At 62.4% G+C, this 23355-nt stretch carries 23 protein-coding genes and 1 pseudogene; 5 read left to right on the top strand and 19 right to left on the bottom strand.

Translation table 11 applies throughout. The annotated features are described in order from the left end of the window. Window positions 1-181: 181 nt before the first annotated feature. Both M2366_RS18570 and M2366_RS18565 read right to left on the bottom strand, forming a co-directional pair. Window positions 182-2473, bottom strand: coding sequence for an FdhF/YdeP family oxidoreductase (locus tag M2366_RS18570; protein WP_259270381.1), 2292 nt, complete (start codon window positions 2471-2473; stop codon window positions 182-184). Continuing rightward, window positions 2460-3266 (bottom strand): formate dehydrogenase accessory sulfurtransferase FdhD, encoded by an 807-nt coding sequence (locus M2366_RS18565; RefSeq protein WP_259270380.1) that lies wholly within the window; start codon window positions 3264-3266, stop codon window positions 2460-2462. The genes M2366_RS18570 and M2366_RS18565 overlap by 14 nt, the downstream gene beginning before the upstream one ends. Window positions 3267-3427: 161 nt before the next feature. Here M2366_RS18565 and M2366_RS18560 point away from each other — a divergent pair, with 161 nt between their 5' ends. Then, window positions 3428-4330, top strand: coding sequence for a LysR family transcriptional regulator (locus M2366_RS18560; RefSeq protein ID WP_259270379.1), 903 nt, complete (start codon window positions 3428-3430; stop codon window positions 4328-4330). A 117-nt stretch (window positions 4331-4447) separates the two neighbouring features. On the opposite strand, the gene emrD is transcribed toward M2366_RS18560, so the two are convergent. The 7 genes from emrD to M2366_RS18525 all read right to left on the bottom strand — a co-directional run bounded on the left by emrD (window position 4448) and on the right by M2366_RS18525 (window position 12168). Continuing rightward, window positions 4448-5644 carry a multidrug efflux MFS transporter EmrD gene (gene emrD / locus M2366_RS18555; RefSeq protein WP_224430684.1) on the bottom strand — a complete coding sequence of 399 codons (1197 nt, stop codon included), beginning with the start codon at window positions 5642-5644 and terminating at the stop codon, window positions 4448-4450. Between the two features lie 252 nt (window positions 5645-5896). After that, window positions 5897-7333, bottom strand: a complete 1437-nt coding sequence (locus M2366_RS18550) for an ABC transporter ATP-binding protein (RefSeq protein ID WP_259270378.1) — start codon at window positions 7331-7333, stop codon at window positions 5897-5899. Further along, window positions 7330-8136 carry an ABC transporter permease gene (locus tag M2366_RS18545; RefSeq protein WP_259270377.1) on the bottom strand — a complete coding sequence of 269 codons (807 nt, stop codon included), beginning with the start codon at window positions 8134-8136 and terminating at the stop codon, window positions 7330-7332. Before M2366_RS18545 ends, M2366_RS18550 begins: the two co-directional genes overlap by 4 nt. 2 nt (window positions 8137-8138) lie before the next feature. Then, window positions 8139-9101 (bottom strand): ABC transporter permease, encoded by a 963-nt coding sequence (locus M2366_RS18540; protein ID WP_259270376.1) that lies wholly within the window; start codon window positions 9099-9101, stop codon window positions 8139-8141. After that, window positions 9098-10624 carry an ABC transporter substrate-binding protein gene (locus M2366_RS18535; RefSeq protein WP_259270375.1) on the bottom strand — a complete coding sequence of 509 codons (1527 nt, stop codon included), beginning with the start codon at window positions 10622-10624 and terminating at the stop codon, window positions 9098-9100. The genes M2366_RS18540 and M2366_RS18535 overlap by 4 nt, the downstream gene beginning before the upstream one ends. A gap of 210 nt (window positions 10625-10834) precedes the next feature. Then, a complete protein-coding gene (locus tag M2366_RS18530; protein WP_042042258.1) occupies window positions 10835-11497 on the bottom strand; it encodes a glutathione S-transferase family protein in 663 nt (220 codons plus the stop codon). Window positions 11498-11556: 59 nt separating this feature from the next. Next, a complete protein-coding gene (locus M2366_RS18525; RefSeq protein WP_259270374.1) occupies window positions 11557-12168 on the bottom strand; it encodes a glutathione S-transferase family protein in 612 nt (203 codons plus the stop codon). An 89-nt stretch (window positions 12169-12257) separates the two neighbouring features. Here M2366_RS18525 and M2366_RS18520 point away from each other — a divergent pair, with 89 nt between their 5' ends. Then, complete coding sequence (locus tag M2366_RS18520) at window positions 12258-12863, top strand: TetR/AcrR family transcriptional regulator (protein ID WP_259270373.1); 606 nt, start codon at window positions 12258-12260, stop codon at window positions 12861-12863. On the opposite strand, the gene M2366_RS18515 is transcribed toward M2366_RS18520, so the two are convergent. Further along, a complete protein-coding gene (locus M2366_RS18515; RefSeq protein ID WP_259270372.1) occupies window positions 12860-13324 on the bottom strand; it encodes a hypothetical protein in 465 nt (154 codons plus the stop codon). The two genes, M2366_RS18520 and M2366_RS18515, sit on opposite strands and share 4 nt — an antisense overlap. 210 nt (window positions 13325-13534) lie before the next feature. On the opposite strand from M2366_RS18515, the gene suhB reads away from it, so the two are divergent. Then, window positions 13535-14338 (top strand): inositol-1-monophosphatase, encoded by an 804-nt coding sequence (gene suhB, locus M2366_RS18510; protein ID WP_042042263.1) that lies wholly within the window; start codon window positions 13535-13537, stop codon window positions 14336-14338. 305 nt (window positions 14339-14643) lie between these two features. Here suhB and M2366_RS18505 read toward each other — a convergent pair whose 3' ends face one another. After that, window positions 14644-16275, bottom strand: coding sequence for a methyl-accepting chemotaxis protein (locus M2366_RS18505; RefSeq protein WP_224430692.1), 1632 nt, complete (start codon window positions 16273-16275; stop codon window positions 14644-14646). A 529-nt stretch (window positions 16276-16804) separates the two neighbouring features. Here M2366_RS18505 and M2366_RS18500 point away from each other — a divergent pair. Further along, a complete protein-coding gene (locus M2366_RS18500; RefSeq protein WP_259270371.1) occupies window positions 16805-17785 on the top strand; it encodes a Gfo/Idh/MocA family protein in 981 nt (326 codons plus the stop codon). Between the two features lie 78 nt (window positions 17786-17863). Here M2366_RS18500 and M2366_RS18495 read toward each other — a convergent pair whose 3' ends face one another. The 5 genes and pseudogenes from M2366_RS18495 to soxR all read right to left on the bottom strand — a co-directional run bounded on the left by M2366_RS18495 (window position 17864) and on the right by soxR (window position 19871). Continuing rightward, the gene (locus tag M2366_RS18495) at window positions 17864-18337 is read right to left on the bottom strand and encodes an SRPBCC family protein (protein ID WP_259235867.1); all 474 of its coding nucleotides are present in this window, start codon (window positions 18335-18337) and stop codon (window positions 17864-17866) included. 112 nt (window positions 18338-18449) lie between these two features. Continuing rightward, the gene (locus tag M2366_RS18490; RefSeq protein WP_259270370.1) at window positions 18450-18944 is read right to left on the bottom strand and encodes a VOC family protein; all 495 of its coding nucleotides are present in this window, start codon (window positions 18942-18944) and stop codon (window positions 18450-18452) included. 105 nt (window positions 18945-19049) lie between these two features. Beyond that, window positions 19050-19265 carry a hypothetical protein gene (locus M2366_RS18485; protein ID WP_259270369.1) on the bottom strand — a complete coding sequence of 72 codons (216 nt, stop codon included), beginning with the start codon at window positions 19263-19265 and terminating at the stop codon, window positions 19050-19052. Between the two features lie 22 nt (window positions 19266-19287). Further along, a pseudogene (locus M2366_RS19940) lies at window positions 19288-19371 on the bottom strand (hypothetical protein); the annotation flags it as partial. A gap of 20 nt (window positions 19372-19391) precedes the next feature. Then, on the bottom strand, window positions 19392-19871 hold the full coding sequence (gene soxR, locus M2366_RS18480) for a redox-sensitive transcriptional activator SoxR (RefSeq protein ID WP_259270389.1): 480 nt from the start codon (window positions 19869-19871) through the stop codon (window positions 19392-19394). Between the two features lie 294 nt (window positions 19872-20165). Here soxR and M2366_RS18475 point away from each other — a divergent pair, with 294 nt between their 5' ends. After that, a complete protein-coding gene (locus M2366_RS18475) occupies window positions 20166-21170 on the top strand; it encodes a questin oxidase family protein (RefSeq protein ID WP_259270368.1) in 1005 nt (334 codons plus the stop codon). A gap of 109 nt (window positions 21171-21279) precedes the next feature. Here the strand turns inward: M2366_RS18475 and M2366_RS18470 are convergent, their stop codons facing one another. The 3 genes from M2366_RS18470 to M2366_RS18460 form a co-directional block, all read right to left on the bottom strand. After that, on the bottom strand, window positions 21280-21609 hold the full coding sequence (locus tag M2366_RS18470; protein ID WP_259235863.1) for a DHCW motif cupin fold protein: 330 nt from the start codon (window positions 21607-21609) through the stop codon (window positions 21280-21282). 65 nt (window positions 21610-21674) lie between these two features. Continuing rightward, on the bottom strand, window positions 21675-22136 hold the full coding sequence (locus M2366_RS18465; protein ID WP_042042269.1) for a hypothetical protein: 462 nt from the start codon (window positions 22134-22136) through the stop codon (window positions 21675-21677). Between the two features lie 40 nt (window positions 22137-22176). Next, a complete protein-coding gene (locus M2366_RS18460; RefSeq protein ID WP_259270367.1) occupies window positions 22177-23235 on the bottom strand; it encodes a M35 family metallo-endopeptidase in 1059 nt (352 codons plus the stop codon). Window positions 23236-23355: the final 120 nt, after the last annotated feature.

Genomic DNA, 23355 nt, shown 5'->3' with positions numbered 1-23355 from the left:
TGTCGCTGCGAACACGCCCCTCCAGATCAGCGGGCCCCATTGAGGGGCTTGTCACCTGTCGGCACCCGGAGGGGGCCGTCTCGCCCCCCTGCCTCCATCACCATCCAATCCGAGCTGGCGGTGCGGGCACACCATGCCCAGCGGCTCGCTTTGGCGATAACGCCGCACAGGCATGGCAGGCTTAGGTGAGCCGAAGCAGATTCTCCGCTTGCTGGGAGGGGGTCACCAGCACGGGAATGGATTTGGAAGTGGGCGTAAAGGAGCCCTCCCCCACGCTGTCGATGGGCACCAGCGGGTTGGTTTCCGGGTAGTAAGCGGCAATGTTGCCCTGGGGAATGTCATAGAGCGCCACGCTAAAACCCGTGACGATGCGCTCCCGGCCATCGTTGCAGATGGCGGCCATATCCACCCTGCTGCCCTCCTCCAGACCGAGGCGATGGGCATCCGTCTGGTTCATGAACACCACCTTGCGCTGGCCCTTGATGCCGCGATAGCGATCATCCATGCCGTAGATGGTGGTGTTGTACTGATCGTGGGAGCGCAGGCTCTGCAGCAGCAACACAGGTTGATCCGTCATCTGCTCGGCATGGCGAGTGCATTCGGGCAGCACAGAGCGTGGCAAACGGCTTGCCCGAAACTCGGCGCTGCCGCTGCTGGTTTTCCACAGCAACTGGGCCGCCGAGTTATCCAGATGGAAGCCACAAGGCTGCTGGATGCGGGCATTGAAGTCACTGAAGCCGGCAATGGTCTGCTCGATGAGGCAGCGAATGCGGCCGTAGTCATCCCGCAGCGCCAACCAGTCGACGCGCTCACTCCCCAAAGTGGCATGGGCCATGCGCGCTACGATGTCGGTCTCCGACAGGCAGAGCGCGGACAGGGGTTCCGCGGCCCCGGTCGAGGCGTGCACCATGCTGAAGGTATCCTCCACCGTGATTTTCTGGTTGCCGGTGCACTGAATATCGAGCTCGGTGCGGCCGAGGCAGGGCAGGATCAACGCCTCTTTTCCCACCTGCAAGTGACTGCGATTGAGTTTGGTGCTGATCTGCACATTGAGTTCGGTGGCCCCCATGGCGGCATAGGTGAACGCCGTATCGGGCGCGGCCGCCGCCAGGTTGCCCCCCAGGCAGATGAGCACCTTGCTCCTGCCCTCGTGCAGCGCCTTGAGCGCCTCATAGACATTGTGGCCAGGGGCCCTGGGCAGACTCACCTGCAGATGGCGTTCGATGCGCTCGATGAAGGCTGCTGTCGGTTTCTCATTGATGCCCATGGTGCGGTTGCCCTGCACGTTGCTGTGGCCACGCACCGGACAGAGCCCCGCCCCCGGCTTGCCCAACTGGCCGCGCAGCAGGTGCAGGTTGACGATCTCACGTATGGTATCGACCGAATGCAGGTGCTGGGTGATCCCCATGGCCCAGCAGCTGATGACGCTGCTGCTGGCGGCAAAGACCCGGGCGGCCTGTACTATCTCGGCCTGGGTCAATCCGGACTGCTGTACTATCTCGGCCCAGTCGGTGGCGCGCACCTGCTGTTCATACTCGTCGAAATGCCGGGTATGGCGGGTGATAAAGTCGCGATCCACCGCCTCTGGCAGCTCTTCCAGGATGTACTTGGCCATGCCACGCATGGCCGCCATGTCACCGCCCAACCTGGGGGTCAGATACTGGTGGCTGATGGTGGTGGCCGCCGGGGTCAGCAGTTCGAGCGGGCTCTGGGGGCTGGCGAATCGCTCCAGGGCCACCTCTTTGAGATTGTTGAAGCTGACAATCTTGCACCCCTGGCGCGCCGCCTGGCGCAGGGCATTCATCATGCGCGGGTGGTTGGTGCCCGGGTTCTGGCCATAGACGAAGATGGCGCCGGCGCGGTCAAAGTCATCCAGCACCACTGTCCCCTTGCCAATGCCCACCGCCTGAGTCAGCGCCACCCCGCTCGCCTCGTGACACATGTTGGAGCAGTCGGGGAAGTTGTTGGTGCCAAACAGGCGGCCAAACAGCTGATAGAGGTAGGAGGCTTCGTTGCTGGCACGGCCCGAGGTATAGAACTCGACCCGATCCGGGCTATCCAGGCCTGTCAGTTTCTCGGCAATCAATGCAAACGCATCATCCCAACTGACCGGCTCGTAGTGATCGGTTGCGGGGTTGTAGCGCATCGGCTCGGTCAGACGCCCCTGATACTCCAGCCAGTAGTCGCTCTGATTGGCGAGCTGGCGCACCGAATGGCTGGCAAAAAAGTCCGCGCCCACCGTCTTGCCCGTCGACTCCCAGGCCACCGCCTTGGCGCCGTTCTCGCAGAACTGGAAGGCACCATGGTCGTTGTCCCCCCAGGCGCAGCCCGGGCAGTCGAAGCCATCGGTCTGGTTGACCCGCAGCAGATTCTTGATGTTCTGCTTGGTTTTCTGGCTGCGTAACACCTGCTTCATGGTGGATTGCAGGGACGAAAATCCGCCGGCTTTGGCAGGCTTTTCAATATGGCTCATGAGACTCTCCGATGGGACTCGACGGGTGATGGCTGGAATAGCACACAGGCGCATCGAACTTGGGAATATGGACGACATTGAGGTTGTATTTGAGGGCCAGCCTCACCGCCAGTTGACTGGGGGACGCGAGGCAGACGAGATGGCGAGCGCCAAACAGCACGGCTTTTTGAATAAGCTCGCTGCCACAGCGACTGGTCACCACCAGGGTGTCGCAGGCAAGCTGCTGGCGCAGCAACAGGCCGATCAGCTTGTCGAGGGCATTGTGCCGACCGATATCCTCCCGGCAATGGAGGATCTGGCCCTGCTCGTCCAGCGCCAGGGCCGCATGGATGGCCCCATACTGCTGCGCCTTGAGCTGCCACTGGGCAATCTGTGGTCTCAACCCGGCCAATAATCCCGCATCAAGGGGAGGCGTGAGTGGCAAGGGGCGCAGCTCGGGGAATGCCTGCTCGACCGCCTCCACCCCGCAGATGCCACAGCCGGTTGCCCCGGTCAGCCTGCGCCGACGCTGCTGCAGCCGCGCCAGGCAACGATTGGCGATGGTCACATCCAGCACGAAGCCCAGCTCAGCAGGGGTCACCCGGATATCATGCACATCGTGGTTGTGCGCGATGATCGACTCGCAGAACAGGAAACCAATGGCGAAATCGTCGAGATCGTCCGGGGTCGCCATCATGACCGCATGGTTGATGCCATTGATGTTGATGGAGATGGCCACCTCCTCCACCAGATGATCCAGCGCAGGCAGGGGGTGCGAATTGACAGCGGCGGCAACGGGACGGTGCGCAGGCATGAATGAGTGGCCTAAAAATACAAACTGCATTCAAGTTTAGAGAGGCAACTGCTGTAAAACCAATGAATTAAATCTATATGTTGATAGAACTATTCTATTGAAGAGTGATTTTCAATTGATTAGTGTTGGCACTCACCTCCCCCAGCCCCTGCAAGAGCATGATGAACATCAAGCAGCTGCACTACTTTCATGAGCTGGCCCATCACCAGCACTTCGCCAAGGCAGCCAAGGCGTGCCACATCACCCAGCCCACCCTGTCGGCCAGCATCACGGCGCTGGAAAAGAGCGTTGGCACCGATCTCGTGGTGCGCACCAGTCAGTTTGTCGCCCTCACCGAGGCCGGGGAACTGGTGCGCCAGTATGCCGAGCGGATGTTGCTGGAACAGGAGGCGCTCAAGCAGGAGCTAGGGCGCTTTCACGGCGAGCTGTCAGGCACCCTGCGCATCGGCATAGTCCCGCAGTCCAATGTCGACATCATGCCGCTCATCGCCAGTTACCAGGCACGCTATCCCGATATCGCCATCCGCCTGTCGGTGCTGAGCAACGAGGCCCTGCTGTCGCAACTGGAACTGCACCAGTGCGACATTGGCCTGGGCTTTGACGAGTCGCTGAGCGCCCCGAACCGGCGCGCCTTTCACCTATACCCCCAGGGCCACAACCGCATGGCGCTGTTGATGAGCCGCAGTGATGCCATCACCTTGCAGAGTGCGGCCCCCATCCCCCTCGCCAGCCTGCAAGGCAAGCCGCTGGTACTGCCCAGCCGGAACATGCAATTTCGCCACTATCTGGATCTCGCCGCCGAGCACGCAGGCATCTGCCTGAAGATAGTGCTAGAAACCGACTCCCTCTTCCATCTGACCAGCGCCGTCCACCACCAGCTGGGCTGGGCCATCGTCAGCGCCGGTCTCGCCCACTCGGCCAGTCAGCTTTCCGACCTGGACTACCGGCTGCTCGAGCCACTCGATGTCGGGCGCACCCTCTTCATGACCCGTCAGCACAGCATCACCCCCGCCATGCGCGCCTTTCTCGCCCTGGTCACGGAGACGACGGATCCCACCCCATAACCGCAGCCCCGGGATGCCGCCTGCTGGCGAGGTGTGCTACCTCCATCCCCCTGCCCCCGTTAAACAAAAAGCCCGCCAAAGGAGGCGGGCTTGATGATGGGATGCAGGTGACCGACATCAGGTGGCCAGCTGTTCCCGGGGCAAATCATGGTGACGCAGCCAGGCAAAGCTCAGGGCGACCAGCACGACCATCGCCGTCATGATGGCCCCCAGTCCCAGCTGTCCCTCCATGGGAAAGGTTGCTGCCAGCAGGGTGACCAGCCCGGCACCCAGGTTCTGCATGCCCCCCAGAATGGCGCCAGCCGTCCCTGCCTGACCCGGGAAGGGCTCGATGGCGCAGGAGGTCGCCGTCGGATAGAGGATGCCGCTGCCGATGAAGTAGACAGCCGCGCCCCCCACCAGGGACGCCGCGCTGACGATGCCAAACAGACCCGGCAGCAGGATGATCAGGGCCCCCACCCCCAGGAAGACAATGCCCAGACGCATCAGCCTGCCCTGACTCAGCCGAAAGCTCAGGCGAGCCGAGAGCCAGGCGCCGAACAGGTAACCCGGCAGGGGCAGCACGAACAGCACGCTCACCGTCTTGGCATTGAGGCCGAGCACATCACCGAGCAATACCCCCGCCGCCGCCTCGAACACCGCAAGGCCTGCGAAGGTCGCCATCAGGCAGAGCAGATTGCCCTGGAACCTGGGATTGCCCAGCACATGGCGGTAGGCGGCACGCACCCGCAGCGGCTGGCGACGCGCTGGTGGCAGCGTCTCGGCAAACCAGATCAAAATGGCGAGAGTACTGATGGCGCCAAAACCGAACAGGAACCAGTAACCGGCCCGCCAGTTCAACCATTCGGTCAGCCAGCCCCCCAGCACGGGGGCCAGCAGGGGGGAGAAGATCACCCCCATGCTCACCAGGCTGTTGGCGCGGTTGAGCTCGGCGCCGCTGTAGCGATCCCGCATCACTGTCCGGCTCATGGCGCCCGCCGCCCCCGTTCCCAGCCCCTGAATGAAGCTGCCCACCAGCAGGGCGCCGGCACTCGGGATCAGCTGGATCACCAGGGTGCCAAGCAGAAACACCATCATGCCCGTCAGCAACACGGGGCGACGGCCCCACTTGTCCGACAGGGGGCCATAAATAAACTGGGACAAGCCATAGGGGATCAGATAACAGGCCATCACCGCCTGCAACGACGCCGAACTCACCCCCAGATCCGCCGCCATCACCGGGATGGAGGGCACATAGAGGGTCTGGGTCATCTGGCCCACGGCGACCATGAGAATGGTCAGGAAAAACAAGGGATAAAAGCTGTGCCGATTCATAACTGCTCCACGACATCAAAAGCATGGCGCTCCTCACCGCGAGGGAGGAGTCACTGTCAGATCTGGATGAGTAATCACTGCGCGGAGGACCCGCGTTGATCGGGAGCAGATCAGCTCCCTTTAATGGCCGCCATGGTAGTGATTCGGATCACAAAATACGAACGAATCTTTGTAATCGGCTTGGCTTAGTTTTTCTAATAATACGGGGCCCAGAGGCCCCGTCCATCGTTCAGGATAATCCCCCCGACGCCCTCATCCGGCCCGCGACACCCGCGCAGGTTCCAGCGCAGCCTTGGCGGCGCCCTCCTCACCACTCCCCAACAGCAGGCAGCGCCCGGCGACCTTGCCTGCCAGCACCTCGTCATGGGTCACCAACAGCAAAGCGCAGCCTATCTCCCCCAGCTCCTCCAGCAGGCAGGCGATGGTCTGCTGCTGGCTCAAGGGATCGAGCCGGGAGCTGGATTCATCGGCAAACAGCAGCACGGGGCGCAGCAACAGGGCCCGGATCAGCGACAGCCGTTGCAGCTCCCCCCCCGACACCTGGCTCGGCAGCCGGCTCAGCAGGCTCTCGTCGAGGCCAAGCCGCGCCAGATAGTCGGTGAGAGGCTGGCGGGGCAGCCTGTGCAGGCGCAGCAGATCGTCAAACTGGGTAGCGAGGCGCACCCGGCTGGCGAAGGCCTGCACCGGATCCTGATAGAGCTTCTGCCAGCGGTGCGGGGCTATGCCCGTCTGGCGCAGCACTCTCCCCCGCAGCGGGCGCTGCAACCCCAGCAGCACATTGCCGAGGGTGCTCTTGCCCGCACCGCTCGGCGCCATAATGGCGAGCCGCTCCCCTCGGGCCAGTGGCAGATCCAGCCCCTCGAACAGGGTCTGCTCCCCGTAACCCATGGCGAGCCCCTCCCCCCTGAGCAGCCAGTCGCCGGTCGGGGGATGCACGGCCTCGGGCCAGGCGGACGGCTCTGCCGCCAGCAGGGCGCGGCTGTAGGCATGGGAAGGTGTCTGCAGCACCTGCTCGGCGGGCCCCTGCTCCACTATCTCACCCCCCTTGATCACCAGCACCCAGCCTCCCAGCGCCCGGGCCAGGGAGAGATCGTGGGTGATGGTCAGCAGGTGGCGCCCCTCGGCCAGATAACCGAGCAGCAGTTCCTGCAGCCTGACACTGGCCCGACTGTCGAGCCCCTTGGTGGGTTCGTCGGCGATGAGCAGGCGGGCCTGCCCCAGGGTGGCGGCGGCAAAGGCCGCGCGTTGGGCCATGCCCCCGGAGAGCTGGTGCGGGAAGTGACGCTCCCGCCCGGCGAGCCCCAGCCGCGCCAGGGAGGCCCGCGCCCGCGAGCGCGCCTCCTTGCCCCCCGCCAGCCAGCCCTCCTCCACCTGGGGCAGCAGCCCCATGGTGGGGTCCAGCGCCAGCACCGGCTCCTGGGGCAGCATGGCCAGCTCCCGCCCCCAGAGGGTGCGCAGGGCCTGGGGATCCGCCAGGCTGTGGCACAGGCCGCCCATCACCATCTCACCCCGGCCGCGCAGGGGAGCGGGCAGGGTCCCCATCAGGGCGTGGGCCAACAGGGATTTGCCCGAGCCGCTCTCCCCTATCAGGGTCAAGGCGCTGCCGGGGAGCAGGGTGAGATCCAGCGCCTGCAACAGAGTTTGCCGGCCGTCATCCACCTGCAGGCCCTTGATATGAATAGTCGTCATGGGGTGACTCCTTGTGGGGATGGGGTGTGAAGAGTGCCCTGCTGATTGAGCAGCACCAGGGCCAGCAGCATCATTCCCATCACCAGGATGGGGGCCAGCAACAGACGGGGCGCCTCCTGATAGTGGGGCAGCGCCTCCGTCATCATCAGGCCGAGCTCCGGGGTGGGCGGCTGAATGCCCACCCCGACGAAGCCCAGGGTGGAGAGGGTCAGGATGGCCCCGGCGAGGCCAAAGGCCATCATGGTCAGCAGCTGGGGGGCCAGCTCGGGCCAGAGGTGGCGCCGCACTATGTGGCCGTTGCCAAAGCCCAGCAGCCGGGACGCCTCCACCTGGGGCGAGGCGAGCAGCGCCCGGCTGCGGGCCCGCACCACCCGGTAGTACTCCACCCACTGGGCCATGGCCAGCCCGAGATAGAGGATGGCGAAGCCCCCCTGGGCCATGGCGGAGAAGAGCAGCACCAGCAGCAGGCTCGGCAGGGCCAGCACGCCGTCGGCCAGGCTGCGCAGCAGGCCGTCGACCCAGCCACCGCGCCAGGCTGAGAGCCAGCCCAGCAAGGATCCCAGCAGGGCCGCCGTCAGGACGCACAGCATCCCCAGCAACAGGGAGAGCCGGGTCGCCGCCGCTAGCCGCGCCATCAGGCTGCGGCCCATCTGATCGCGCCCGAGCGGCTCCTGCCAGGAGGGATCGGCCAGGAACTGCACCAGATCCTGGGCGGCGGGATCGGGCCAGACGAGGGGGCCCAACAGGGCGAACAGCACCACCAGCAGGAGCAGGCTTGCTCCCGCCTTGACAGAGAAAGACATGATCAGGACTCCTTGGGACCGCGGGGATCGATGACGAGGCAGAGCAGATCCGTCAGGGTATTGAGCAGCACGAAGAGCGCCGCCAGCACCAGCACGGTGCCCTGCACCATGGGGATGTCGCGCCAGAAGATGGCGTGCACCAGGGCATGGCCGATGCCGGGCCAGGCGAACAAGCTCTCCACCACAACTACCCCTTCGATAAGCAGCACCAGCTGCACGCCGGTATAGGCGATGACGCTGACCCCGCTGTTGCGCAGGCCGTGACGCCTGAAGACCCGGGCGGGCGAGAGCCCCTTGGTCAGGGCGAAGCGGTAATAGCCGGACTGCACCACGGTGAGCACGCTCTCGCGCACCACCCGGGAGAGTACCCCCGAGAGCCCCAGCCCCAGGGTGAGGGCGGGCAACAGCAGGTTGCTCCCCTCCCCGTGGCCGGCGGCGCTGACCCAGCCCAGCTCCACCGAGAGCAGCACCATGAGCACCAGGCCGAGCAGGAAGGGAGGCAGCGCACGCATCAGCACGCTCCAGCCCAGGGTCAGGCGATCACACCATCCTCCGGGGCGCAGGGCGCTCAGGCTGCCGAGCGGCAGCGCCAGCACCAGGGCCAGGGCCACGGCGGCCACCGCCAGGGACAGGGTGGCCCCCAGGTGGTGAGCCACTTCCCTTGCCACCGGTGTCCCCGTCACCAGGGAGCTGCCGAGATCCCCCTGCAGCAGGGCCCCCAACCAGTCACCGAAGCGAGAGAGGGCCGAACCGGCCAGCCCCAGCTCGCTGCGCACCACATTGGCGGCCTCGGCGGTGACATAGTCATAGCCGTAGCGGCCCGCGGCGATGCGAAAGGCGAGGTCCCCGGGCAGGGATTGCACCATCAGAAAGCAGAGCCCGGCCACCAGCAGGGCCACCATCAGCGCCTGCACCAGCCGCTGACCCAGGATCCCCATGACGGCAGAGAAGGGAATCGCTGTCATTGGGCGCTCCATGTCAGTGTGTCCAGACGGTAGCTGCGCTCCTGGGGATCCAGCTCAAAGCCCTTCAGCGCACGGCTGACTGCCGCGCTCTGGCGGTACCAGGCGATGGGCAGCAGCGGCAACTCCTGCTGCAGGGTGGTGGCGATGTCACGGCGCAGTGCCGCGGCCTCCCCGGCGGGCAGGGTCTCCTTGCCAAGGCGGGCCAGTGTTTGCTCCATGGCCGGGGAGTGCCAGTTCATCACCCCCCAGTCGGCACCGGCGGGGGCCAGGTCCCCCAGCAGGGTGACCAGGGGATCCGGCACCAGGGCATAGTTGCGGGCATAGAGGCCGAGATGGAGCGAGCCATCCTGATGACCGGCCGGGATCTCGCTCGAGTTGCCCACCGCCACCTTGAGATCCACCCCCACCGCCTTCCACTGCGCCTGCAGTGCCGTGGCCAGCAGGGGCAATTCCGGGCGATCCGGGAAGGTGCGCAGAGTCAGGGCGAAGCGCTCCTCCCCCTTGTGCAGCACACCATCCGCCCCCAACAGCCAGCCTGCCGCCGCCAAGGCCGCCTGAGCCGCCTTGACGTCATAGGCGAGCGGGGTCAGCCCGGGTTGATGCCACTCCCCCAGGGTGGGAGGGAAGAGCTGGGTCGCCGCCATCTCGGGATCCCGCAGCAGGGCCGCCGCCATGCCACGGCGATCGATGGCGAGACTGAGGGCGCGGCGCACCGCTGGATCCTTCAGAAGGGGATCGGCCCCATTGAGCTTGAGCTGTATGGTGCGCGGCAGGGTGACGGAGGCGATGGCGACCCGGGGCGCCTGCTGCAAGCGGCGGATGCTGACCGGATCCAGCCCCCAGGCGATGTCTGCCTGACCGCTCTCGGCCATCAGGGTACGGCTCTCGGCACGGCCCACCGTCAGGTAGCTCACCTGCGAGATGGCAGGCTGGAGGCCCTGCCAGCCATCGAAGCGCTCGGTTTCGATCCGCTGAGGTTGCTGCAACCGGGTGATGCGATAGGGGCCTGAGCCGATGACCTGAGTCACCTCCCCCCTGGCATCATAGGCCCCCTTCGCCAGGATCTGGGTGCTGGGGTGAGCCAGCACGGCGGCCAGGGGGGCGAAGGGGCCGGTGAGGGTGACCAGCAGAGCCCCCTCGCGGGCCTCAATGGACGCTATGGGGGCACTGGTCATGACGCCGGGCTTGCGCCTGGCCTGCTGCAGGGCAAAGGCGGCCTGCTCGGCGCTCACCTCGCTGCCATCGTGAAAGCGGGCCCCGGGGCGCAGGGTGAATCGCCATTGCAAACCATCCCCGGAGCTTGACCACTGGCTGGCGAGCCCGGGTTGCAGATTGCCCTGGCTGTCGACCTCGACCAGGGTCTCCGCCACCTGCATGCGGGTAAAGAAGACCCCGTTGCTGGCAGGGTCGACACTGTGGATCTCCCAGGGCCCGACCATGGTCAGCGGCTTGCCGTGAGCGGCATTCATCCCCACCAGCAGTGCCAGCGCGCACCATCCCGAACAGGCGTGTATTTTTGTCATCCATTCCATCCAAACGATAATGATTACCAACCAACTACAGGTGTTATAACATAACAATAGATCGGAATGAATGACTTTTCATTTTTGATAAATGGCTTATTTAAAAGAAGAAAGGAGAGAGCAGGTGAGAGGCACAGCAGGCGTGAAGGGCAGGCAATGGGGCGGCGATCATAAAAAGAGATGGCCCGTCATCGGGCCATCGTCATCATGCTAGCGGGTCACCATCTGCTGCGCCCGCTTGACCTGATCCTCGGGACTTTCGTTGCGCGGCGGTATGGTGATGCCCTTCTGGCAGGCGGGTTTGGCCTCCATGCGCGCCATCCAGGCCTGCAGATGCGGCAGACCCTCGATGGAGATGCCGCTCCAGTCATAGATCCGCACCCAGGGCCAGGTGGCGATGTCGGCGATGCTGTACTCGTCGGCCAGGTACTCATGGTGAGCAAGATGGCCGTCGAGCACTTCGAACAGACGGCGCCCCTCCTTCTGGTAACGCTCTATGGCCGCCGGGATCTTCTCTGGGAAGTAGCGATAGAAGACGTTGGCCTGCCCCATCATGGGGCCGACGCCGCCCATCTGGAACATCAGCCACTGGATAGCCTGGGAGCGACGCTTGGGCTCTTGCGGCAGCAGCTTGCCGGTTTTTTCCGCCAGATAGAGCAGGATGGCGCCGGATTCGAACACGGCGAAGTCACCGTTATCCCGATCGACGATGGCAGGGATGCGGCCATTGGGGTTGATGGCCAGAAACTCAGGCTTCTTCTGCTCCTGGGTCGAAAAATCGAGCGGGATCACGTTATAAGGCAGACCCAACTCTTCGAGGGCGATGGCGACCTTGAAGCCGTTTGGCGTCGCGGCCGTGTAGAAATCAATCATCATCTTCTCCTTGGTTGCCCAACACACAGGGTGCTGGGCGTCTCTGATGGTAGAGTGACTCAGGCCTGGGCACTGGGTCTGCTTGAGACCGCATCATACCAACGCTTGAGGGATGTCTGCTCATCGGCTATGTGCAGTTCCAGCGTCCTGGCGGCAAAGTCTATGGCGCATATGGCAAGAATGTCGGCGATAGTGAAACGATCACCGGCAATATAGGCAGACTCTTGCAGCCTTGCCTCCAACTTGCCGAACCACTGACTCGTCAATAATTTGCACTCCTGCCCCCACTCGGGGAAACAAGTCTCCCTGTCCTGATAAAAGCCGGTGATGTGGCGAAAGGCCATGCCCGCTGGCAGCCAGAGGTTGAACTCGATGAAGCGGCTCCACATCTCTATCTGGGCCCGCTCCAGCGCCGTGGTGCCAAACAGATTGTTATCGGGGTAGAGCTCCTCGAAGTAACGGCAGATAGCGACCGATTCGCTCAGATAGCTACCGTCATCCAGCGCCAGTACCGGAATGCGCCCGGCCGGATTCTTGGCCAGAAAGTCCGGACTCAGGTTCTCACCGCCGCTCAGGTCGACCTGTTCATAGGCCATGTCGACCCCTTTCTCGGCCAGAAACATCCGCACCCGGCGCGCATTGGGGGCTCGCCGCAATTCATAGACTTTCATCCTGCTCTCCATTTCTAAACGAACAGTTAGAAACTAGTCTTATCTAAACGAACGGTCAAGAATTTGTTATAGTGGCAACAGGAGACACTATGGCCCGAAAAACTGCATTCGATCCAGCCGAAAAGCTGGAACAAGCCATGACACTGTTCTGGCAAAAAGGCTTTGAGGCAACCTCGATCCAGGATCTGGTCGATGCCTTGGGCATCAATCGTTTCAGCCTCTACAACAGCTTCGGCGACAAGCACACCCTGTTTCAACTGGCGCTGGATCACTACATCGACAAGGTCTCACGCCAGCGCCTCACCCCTCTGCTCTGCGAGCGCGGCGGGCTTGCGGCCATCCATGGCTGGCTAGATGCTCTGGCACTGCGCCTGACTCAACCCGGCAACCTGGGTTGTTTCTTGCAAAATGCCCAGATAGGCACAGCCATGGATGAACCCAGGGTGCATGAGTGCATTGCGGCCATGCATCAGGAATTGCAGCAGGCGCTGACCCATGCGCTCAGGGTCGCGATTCGAGATGGGGAATTGGCAGGCAATACAGATGTGGAAGCACTGGCGCGCTTTTTGTTTGTGCATGTGCAGGGCTGTATCTTGCTCGGGAAGGGAGGAGGCAATGGCGACACCTTGCGCGCCGACATTGCCACCCTCAAACGACAGCTCACCCTGTGGCAGGGCGACCAACTGACGGCCTAGTTAACAGTCCCCGGCTGACTGCGCTGACGCAGCAGGCTCAGCCGTGACAACAGTGGGAGGTACGAGGCGAGTTTGTCCAGCAGCAGCTGGCTGCTGGTCGGGCTCTCCCACTCGTGACCATCCATCACAATGCCGTTGGAGACGAAGTAGTAGCGGGGATCCCGTACATCAGGCCCACGGCGCGAGTTCGCCCCTCCCGAATCCTCCGCCGTACACACCCAGAGCGGCAGCACGGGCAATCCAATCGAGGTCTCGGTCTCCCCCGCCGCAGATTCCGGCCAGTGGGCTTCATCATCGAGTAACAAGATGGCGGCCTCATCTCGAGTCGGATTCCATTGACTCGGACTGGTCACCACGATGCGGTTAAAATAGGTGCCGACGTCGGCGGACGTCTGTAACGCCTGCAGCAACCCATTGACCGCCATGGACGACGGTTTATGACTGACTAATGACAAGTTCATACGACACATCCCTATGAGTGATGGAGCTTGTTATTACACGTGCCAGGGGTCTGGCAAGACAAGACTAGATCAAAATGTTATGTAAAGTCAGCCATTGATGGATGCTATATTTTAGCGCTTCCGATAGGGGATAAAGCTTGCTGTTCAAAAGTATGCTGCTATAATTTCGCGTCCTTTTATCCCCGTTCTTTAACATCCAGTGGTGAACCTATGCATCCGATGCTGAATATCGCCGTGCGCGCTGCGCGCAACGCCGGTCAAGTAGTAGTAAAAGCCTTCTCCCAGCCCGAAAACATCGAGGCCACTCAGAAAGGCAGCAATGACTTCGTGACCAACGTTGACCGTGAAGCCGAAGCGGCCATCATTCATACCATCAAAAAATCTTACCCGGAACACAGCATCATCGCTGAAGAGTCTGGTGAGATTGCCGGTACCAATCCGGACTACCAATGGATCATTGACCCACTGGATGGCACGACCAACCTGGTCAAGGGCATTCCGCACTTTGCCGTCTCCATCGCCCTGCGCGTCAAGGGCAAGACCGAACAGGCCGTCGTCTACGATCCCATCCGTGACGAACTCTTTACCGCTACCCGTGGTAATGGCGCCCAGCTGAACGGCTACCGCATCCGTGTCGGCAAAGCCAAAGACCTGTCCGGCACCGTGCTGGCCACCGGCTTCCCGTTCAAGCAAAAACACCACATCGAGCCTTACCTGAAGATGTTCCAGAGCATGTTCATCGAGTGTGCTGACATCCGTCGCGCCGCCGCGCCTTCCCTGGATCTGGCCTATGTCGCCGCTGGCCGCATCGACGGTTACTGGGAAATCGGCCTCAAGCCTTGGGAAAGTGCCGCCGGTGAACTGCTGGCCAAAGAGTCTGGCGCCATCGTCACCGATTTCGTGGGTGGTCATAACTACGAAAACTCCGGCAACATGGTGGTTGCCAACCCGCGCGTCCTCAAGGTGATGCTCGGCAAGATCCGCGAGAATCTGCCGGAATCCCTGGCCAAATAAGCCAGTTCCGACTCTTGCACCTTAAACCCGGCTCAGGCCGGGTTTTTTTATATCTGCTACTTATCAAGGCAACCAGGGATCCCGGCGTAGTACCGCTCTCCAGCACAGCCATCCCCAAGCCCTTGATACAGGCCTCCCAGCCCTGACGTCCCGGATGACTCGATGTGCCATGCTGCCGCCTGCTCACATTGCCCCGCGACCGCCTCCCTGGCAGCCCGCCAAAAACAAACACCCGGCGCCAGGCCGGGTGTTGACATTAACGCGCAGCTACCGGGCCAATCTGAGCCAACCCGATACTGACCTCATCAGACCAGGCGGAAGCGGCCTATGGTCTGCTTGAGCCCGGCCGCCAACTGGCTCAGCTCCAGGCAGGCTTGGGCCGTGTGCTCGGCACCGGTTGCAACCTCGCGAGAAGACTCATTTATCCGCTCGACATTGCGCCCCAGCTCGTCGGAGACCGCATCCTGCTCGCTGCAGGCACTGGCGATCTGGATGGCCATGTCGGCTATCTGGGCCACCGCCTCTTCAATCTGTTGAATACCCACCCCGGTCTGTTCGCTCTGGCCGACACACTGGCGGATCATGTCACAGCTCTGCCCCGTCACCTTGCGCGCCTGGTTCGCCCGGGCCTGCAACGTCTCTATGATGGCAATGATCTCCCCGGTGGAGGCCTGAGTGCGACCAGCCAGGGTGCGTACCTCATCGGCCACCACGGCGAAGCCACGACCCTGCTCACCCGCCCGCGCCGCCTCGATGGCAGCATTGAGCGCCAGCAAGTTGGTCTGATCGGCGATGCCACGGATCACATCGACCACCAGATTGATCTGGGCCGACTCCCGCTCCAGCTCGGTTACCAGGATGCCGGCCTGCTCCATCTCGGCGGCCACCTGATTGATGGCGACCAGGGAGCCCTGCACATCCTGGTTGCCGCGACGAGCCAGCCGGTTGGCGGCGCTCGCAGAATCAGAGGCCATCTCGGTATTGCCAGCCACATCCGCCACCGTCGCCTTCATCTGCGCCATGGCGGTCGCCACTTGCGTGATCTCCTGCTGTTGATGGGCGATCCCCCGTGAAGATTGCTCGGAGACGGCGCTCACCTCCTCGATGGCCGTACCCAGCTGGGTGACGGCGGCCACCACCTCTTCAATGAGCCGGCGCAGGTTGTCCTGCATCTGCAACGTGGCCTTGGCAAGCATGCCCAGCTCATCCTTGCCGATGTGCTGACGATCCAGTCTGTGGGTCAAGTCTCCGGCGGCGATGGCATTGGCCTGACTCACCACGGCCTGCAGGGGTCGGCAGATCTGGCGCGTCAGGAACCAGGTCATGGCGATCATGAACAGCACCAGGGCCCCGATGCTCACGCTGGAGAGGGTGAGCAGCGTGCTGATACTGCCGAGCAACCCCCCCCGGTTTTCCTGCACAAAGCCCAGGTTGACGCTGATCAGGTTGTTCACCTCCTGCTCCAGGCGGCTATAACCCTCATTGGTCTGGAACAGCTGGACGCGGGCCTGTTCCCGGTTGCCCTGGGTGAGCTGGCGCTCAAAATCGCCCACACTCTGTCGATAGTCGAGCCAGGCCTGCTTGGTACGATTGAATACTTGGCGTTCGTTATCGCTACCGACCGTGGCTTCATAGCCGCGCATAGCCCCATCCACCTTGCCGATATTGGCCTGGATCCGGCCAAGCCGCGCCTGCAGATCGGCCGCATCATCCACCATCAGCACGGCAAACTGGGCACGGCGCACATAAGAGACGTCATACATGAGGTTTTCAACCGAGATGACACTCGGCAGGGTTGAGTCGGTAAAATTCAATACGCGTTCCCGCACCGTTCTTAATTCACTGGCGAGGAAGAGACCGAATATCATATTGACGATGGCGATCACGAAAAACACCAGGGCAATTTTCTTGCCGATGGAGAGGTCTTTATAAAACATGTTTACCCATATTCCTCAACTGCCGAATGGCAGAGGCTGTTGGTCATCATGTCCTTATGGCATGCGCCGCCCGGGGGTCCTGCAGGGAGGTGTCGATAGGCCGAGAAGGGAAACTCCCGGCAGCTGCCGACTATATCATACCCCCTTGCCAACCCCGACTATTCGCGCCATGAATATTGGCAAGATTATTAACAGCACTGTATTTAACGGACCATCTATTAGTCTCAATAAATTAGTTAGTGCACTTTTTGATCTATTAAATCCATATATCACCGCTCATCCTGGCGGTTATCGTTTCGCCTGATAAAGATGCCCGGATAATAACAACGTCCCTTTTTTATCTGCGGCATGATGGGATCCCCCTCTCCCGCGACTCGGTATCAGACCAACATTGAGCGACTTATCATCAGTGACGAATTTTTCCTGCAGAAGGCCAACTGCCATGGTGGGGCCAGAGGGCGAGTTAGGCTATGATGAGCGCCGACCCTGCCCCTCTTGCTACCTGCATGTTGTTACAAGGAGCTAACCCATGATCAGACTCGCGGTGATCGGAACCAACTGGATCACAGAAAAATTCATCGAAGCGGCACTGCTGAGCAAGGCTTTTCAGCTGACTGCCGTCTACTCCCGCCAGCGCGCCACCGCAGAAGCCTTTGCCGCCCAGTATGATGATCCGGCCTGCTTCGACGATCTGGCCGAGTTTGCCGCCAGCCCCTGCTTCGATGCCGTCTACGTGGCGAGCCCCAACTCCCTGCACTGCCCCCATACACTGCAACTGCTGGCGGCGGGCAAACATGTGATCTGCGAGAAGCCACTCGGCTCAAACCTGGCCGAGGTCGAAGCCATGTACCAGTGCGCCCGTGAGCGGGGCGTCGTCTTGTTCGAAGCCTTCAAGACCGCCTACCTGCCAAACTTCCGCCTGCTGGCCGAGCAACTGCCTCGTCTGGGCCAGGCGCGACGCGCCAGCTTCAGCTATTGCCAGTTCTCCTCCCGTTGGCCCAAGTACCTGGCCGGTGAACAGCCCAATACCTTCAACCCGGCCTTCTCCAATGGCTCCATCATGGACATTGGCTACTACTGCGTGGCCAGTGCCATCGCCCTGTTTGGTGCGCCAGAGCGGGTCACCGCCAGCGGCCAGTTGCTGGAGACAGGGGTCGACATTCAAGGCACAGTGCTGCTGCACTACCCGGATTTCGAGATGGTGATCAGCCACTCCAAGGTGTCTGACTCCTTCATCCCAAGCGAGATCCAGGGCAGCGAAGGCGCCTTCATCATAGAGCACCTCTCCGAGAGCACCGGGCTGACCTGGATAGGCCGCGACGGCCAGCAGGAAGTCCTGACCCTGCCCCAGTCTGACAACAGCATGATCTATGAGGCCACGGCCTTCGCCGCCCAGATAACCGCAGGCCAAATGGATGAAGCTGCGGTGACGCGCTCCATCGACACGGCGCGGGTCATCACCCAGGTACGCCATCAGGTTGGTGTGCGCTTCCCGGCCGATCAAGCCTGATTGGCCAGCCACTAGCCGATAGAAAGAGGCCCCGCACTGCGGGGCCTCTTGTTTTACCGCTGTCCTATCACATGGCCCCTAGAGCGTTGCGGCCAGCTCCGCCAGCTGATCCGTGCATTGGCCCCAACCACGGTGAAAACCCATCGCCTCATGCTCCTTGCGATCCGCCTCGCGCCAATGGCGTACCCATGCCCGATAACGGGTGCCCTCCCCCTCGGGGGTAAAACTCAAGATCAGCGTCATGAAGGGACGGGCCGTCGGTTGCCAGGCTCGCTCATAGGCATCGGTCGAGACGATACGCCGCCCCGGCTCCAGTGCCAGGTAGATGCCGGGACAGGGGATCTGTTCACCATTGGGTCCCCCCATCACCACCAGACTGGCCCCGCCAACCCGCACATCCAGCTCGGCGCTCAGGGTGCGCCAGGGCTGGGGAGCGAACCAGCGCATCAGCAACTCAGACTCGGTCCAGCAGCGATAAAGCGCCTCCGGCGAGGCCGCTATCCATCGCTCCAGCACCAGATCACGAGCCTCATCCAGCTGTTCTGTCATCATGGCATTGCTTCCTGTGTCAGTGAGATAACATCCGATTAATCAGAGAGGGGGTGAAGGCTCACCGCCGCCTTGCTAACTGGGCCGAGTGAATGGGCCCCCCGGCAAGCGAGCCTCACGCTTTTCCCTCATAGGCCCGCTGCAAGGTTGCGATGTCGAGTCGCCCCATTCTCATCAGGGCGCCAAATACCCGGGCACTGGCGGCGGGATCCCCTGAGAGCCACTGGGGCAGTTGCCGTGGCACCAGTTGCCAGGAGAGCCCGAACCTGTCTTGCAACCAGCCGCACTGATCCGCGCGCCCCCCTTCGCTCAAGGCCTGCCAGCGCTTATCCAGCTCCAGTTGATTGTCACAGTACCCCACCAGCGAGCAGGCCGGCGTGTGGGGAAATTGCGGCCCACCATTGAGGGCCAGGTAGTGGCTCCCCTCGAGGCGGAAATGCACCGTCAGCACGCTGGCCGCCGGGCGATGCGTACCGGGCAGAGGCGGATCAGCCTCTTGCCCGGGATAGTGGTTGATGGCCAGGATCCCGGACTCGGGAAACAGGCTGGTGTAGAGTTCGGCGGCGGCCTGGGCCTGGCCGTCGAACCAGAGGCAGAGAATGACGCCCATGGGATGACTCCTGTTGAACCAGCAATGAGTATAAATGCCCTTCCGGGGAGGGCCAGTTCACCCCGTTCGACGCTGCGCGCTTGCTAACCGGCACCCATCCTGACATCACGGGTTCTTGACCAGCAGCCACTCCCCCTTGCCAATGGGCAGCAACAGTTGCTGAAATCCGGGATCCTGTGCCACCTCCGTCATCCAACCCTCAAGTTCATGGTGATGGGAGATGGCGTTGTCGACGACGAGCAGGCCACGGGTGGACAGTAGCGCCCTGATGCTCGGCCACCAGCTGGTGGTACTGGCTGCGATCCGCATCGAGGAAAACAAGATCGAATGCCCCCTTGACCAGGCATGGCAGTATGGCCTCCGCTTTCCCCGCCAACTGGATAATGACGCTCTCCAGCCCCGCACGGTGAAAATTCGCCTGCGCCATCGTCCGTTTCAGCGGCGTCATTATTGGTCATCTATATCGGGGGGAAAATCCCCCATCAGGTAACGAGCTCCGGCACCATGACGAGCGGCCTGATCTTGCGGGTTGTAGAGGGCGCAGTGACGCAGGGAGAGACAACCGCAGCCCACACAGGCGCTAAGCTTGCGCTGCATCAGTTGCAGCGCCGCGATGCGGGCATCGAGCAGCAACTGCCAGTCACGGGCAAGGGCGGCCCAATCCTCCGGGGTCGGTGTGCGCCCCTCGGGCAGCCCGGCCAGGGCATGCCCTATCTCTTCCAGACTAAGACCCACTCCTTGTGCGGCGCGGATGAAGGCGACACGGCGCAGCACATGCTGGGGATAGACTCGTTGCCCCCCCCGGCTGCGAGCACTGCTGATCAGCCCTTTCTGCTCGTAGAAGCGCAAGGCACTGGCCTTGACCCCGGCGCGCTTGGCGAGTTGGCCGATGGCAAGCCAGCCATGGCCAAGCTCGCCATTCGTCATGCTCTGTTCGGGGGCTGAAGGGATTGGCCCCTGCCCGCGTTCAATATCGCCCTTGCTCATGGATACCTCCCTGCTTCACCAATACATGTCCGCTCTGGGACAAAACGCGCTCCCTGTGGCTGTCGCTTGCCCTCATCTCTCATCCCTCATCTCTCATCTCTCATGCTCCAGCATCCCTCATGTTCCAGCATCCAAGTCAGCGCCCCCTGGACAAGAGGCTGCACCGGGCCCCTTGACTTAAAGTTAACTTTAACTTGCATGATTCGAACTCTCACCGTCAAGGAGTCACCGCATATGATGTCACTGCACAACCTGCTCGATGCCAACCAGCAGTTCGCCCTCAATGGCCGAGGCACCACCAATCACTGTCCCATGGCGCTCCATGCCCTGGCTGAAATGGGAGCAGATGAGGCGCGCCTTAACGACTTCTTCGCATACTGGCAGCGCGACAAGGCCCTGCCCGCGAGCCCTGGGAGCGGGCTCACGGATGAGGGGCAGGATCCGGAGGCTCGCTTCAGCCAGCTTAGGGCCGACTTTTCAAGCAAGGTTGCCAGAGAGGGCTGGCAGCCCCTGTTTACCCAGATAGTGGCTCAGGGGATATCTCCGGCCAGTGGCGCCTTTCATCCTGTGATCCGCCTCGCCTGTGCCATCGAAAACGGCCATCAGGGCGAACAGGCTGCGGCACTGGCAGCCTGGCATTGCAAACCGCTGCACCTGGCTCAAGGGTTGGGAGCCCCATGCCCGGATCTCCCCGCTCTGCTGGCGCGTCTCCATGAGGCATTGGGCGGCTGGCACAGTGATCAGAGCTGGATCACCGCCCGCCTTCGCCAACTAGCCGAGAGCCCCGCCTTTGTGCAGACCTTGCCCCGCGACCTGACGGGTGTCCCGCCACTGACCGAGGGAAAGTGCGGCCCCGGGAACCTACTGCGCATCCTGGCCGAGCTGGCCCTGGCGCTCTACTGGCAGACCCGGGATTTTACCGTATTGCATCTGGTGACCGGCACCCGGGCGGCCACCATCATCAGTGCGCAGCTCGGTGAGCCGCTGCGCGGTGAGTTTATCCGGCTCCTCTGGCAAGGAGTGGCCGCCGCCTATGTGACGGTCGGCGCCCCTTCGCTCAACGGGCCTCACTGGCCTGCGCCGGGGGATATTCACTGGCAGCAGGTGGTGGCTCTGGCCATCAATAGCAATGACGATCACTGCATCAAGCTGGTTCACGCCTGCTGGCGCGAACGGGCTGTCTCTCGCCACTACCTGGCGGTGGCGGCCCGGGAAGTTGGCTTGCTGGGCAATGGCTGATGCGATGAGAAAATAGGGGGACGGGAGCTGGCCTTTGAGGTGAGCCAACCAAACGGAAGTCGGGGCCAATCTGGCCCCGACTTTATGCAATGAAGAGCGTCATACCGCGTCAGTCGACGATAAACAGCGTGGCACCAAGGGGGCTGGTAGAGCGATGCGGTTCGGCCCCGTCGGCCACCTGATAGCTGACCCCCGGGGTCAGCACGAAGTTGCGGCCGTCGGCCAGCTCGGTATGCAGTTCACCCTCCAGGCAGAGCAGGATATGGCCCTTGCTACACCAGTGATCGGCGACATAGCCGGGGCTGTACTCCACCATGCGCACCCGCAGCGGCCCGAATTGGCGGGTGCGCCAGCGGGCTTCGCCCTGCTCCCCGGGATGAAGGGTCTCTGGCACTTGATGCCAATCGGTCAGGCCGAATGGCAGATTGTCTATCTGCACTGATGCACTCCTTGCGGCTTGTTTACTTCACGTCGGGAAGAGGGATGGTCTGTTCACAGCCCCCATCACTGGGTCTGGGCAGCTGGCGGGTTGTCTACTGGCAGGCGCTCGAAGCTGACTGGCGGGCACTCAGGCGTGACTCCCTGCTCATCTCGCACCGGCGCGGGGCGATAACTGAGTCGATAGTGGCCGGGTTGGCTCAAGTCATAGACCTGAGTCAATTCTGCCTCGGCCTTGATGCGCTGTTTGGGGCCCACTATCAGGCGATCATCAGCCCCGGGGGCACCCCGTTTGGCGAGTGGTCCCTGATAGGGAATGGGCTGCTCGTTCAGGGTCAGGTCGATGGCATCGGCAAACCAGCCTTCGAAGGGGGTAAACCAGCTCAACACCTCCAGGGTATCCTCCCCCTGGTTGCTGAGCGCCATGGCCAGGCTTAAGGGTTCGTCGACCCGGCTCTGGGCCTTGACGTTAAGCTCGCACTGCAAGGCGCTCAGGCCAAGGACGCTGCCGAGCAAGAGTGACATCATGTTGCCTCCATCAAAAAGGGGGCCAAGGCCCCCTGTCGACTCAGTTTTCGCTCGGGGTGTTCTCGGCAAAGTATTCGTGGTTGTCGGCGTTGTTGAGCGCCTTCACCGGATCCGTGCTCGCCAGGTTGCGGGCATTGCCTTGACCGTAACCCAGATCGTCCGTGCCTGCCACCACATTGAAGTGGGTCAGCTCATGGATGATGGTGCCGCCACGGGAATCCGTGCCCGTGTTGGCCGCGGTCCAGAAACTCTTGCACAGATAGATCTTGTAGGGCTGATCTGCATAGACATAAGCAAAATAGCTCTCCTTGCAGCCGCAATCGAAGGTCAGCGGTTTCTCTTCGATGGCTTCCCTCACCTTGCTGAAGTGACCCTCGGCCTGGTTCCAGCGGCTCGCGTCATAGGCGCCGAACCAGCTGCGATAGCGTTGACCACTGGGCTTGTCCACCGCCAGATAGCTGAGAGAATCCCCCGCCATGACTCCGGCGGCATCCAGGGCCGAGACTATCTGGCTCTTCTGGCTGTTGGTGCAGCGACCGGTGAAACTCACCGATCCCCCGGCGGCGGCCGGTTCAACCGCGGCGGTCTTGGCCAATACGCGATCATCAGTCGCGACCCCATCTAGCCAGAGGCTGACGGTGTTGGATTCGCTGGCCTGGGGAGGGGCCTTGGCACTGGGCTGGGCGTTCCGCTTGGCGCCTTCTTTATCAGATACCTTGGGCAGGCGGTAGCTGATGCTGTACTCCCCCTGGGCACTCATGTCATAGAGACCGGACACTTCCGCCTCCAGGGTCAGGCTCTCCCCGGCGCTCAGGCGCTGATAGTCCCGATGACTCGGCAGACCGCGCTTGATCAGGGCCCCCTGATAGGCCACGGACTGGCCATCCCGCTCGACCACGAACAAGGGAGCATCCCCTGCGCCCGGCAGTTGCCACTTGAGCAAATCAATCGGCTTGTTGCCGTTGTTGGTCAGGGTCACTTGCACCCGCACATCCTCACTCGCGCCCTCTTGCAGGGTCAGTCTGGCATCCAGACCCGCGGCGCAGAGGGGGGAACCCAGCAGGCCTGCCAGTAACAGGGCTATCGGTGTTGCTTTCATCGTCTCTCCTTAGAATATGTGGTTTGCATCCATGCCCTCGAAGGGGCTCAGCCACCCTAAAACAGATGAAAAGCAGGCACCTACCGCCATATGGGGGCAGCCCCTCCGTATGGGGGGCGC

It is taken from the genome of Aeromonas sp. BIGb0405, from assembly GCF_024807335.1.
GTDB classification, from domain to species: Bacteria; Pseudomonadota; Gammaproteobacteria; order Enterobacterales; family Aeromonadaceae; genus Aeromonas; species Aeromonas rivuli.
Note: the sequence above shows the minus strand (reverse complement) of the source record. Positions and strands in the feature narration are given on the sequence as shown.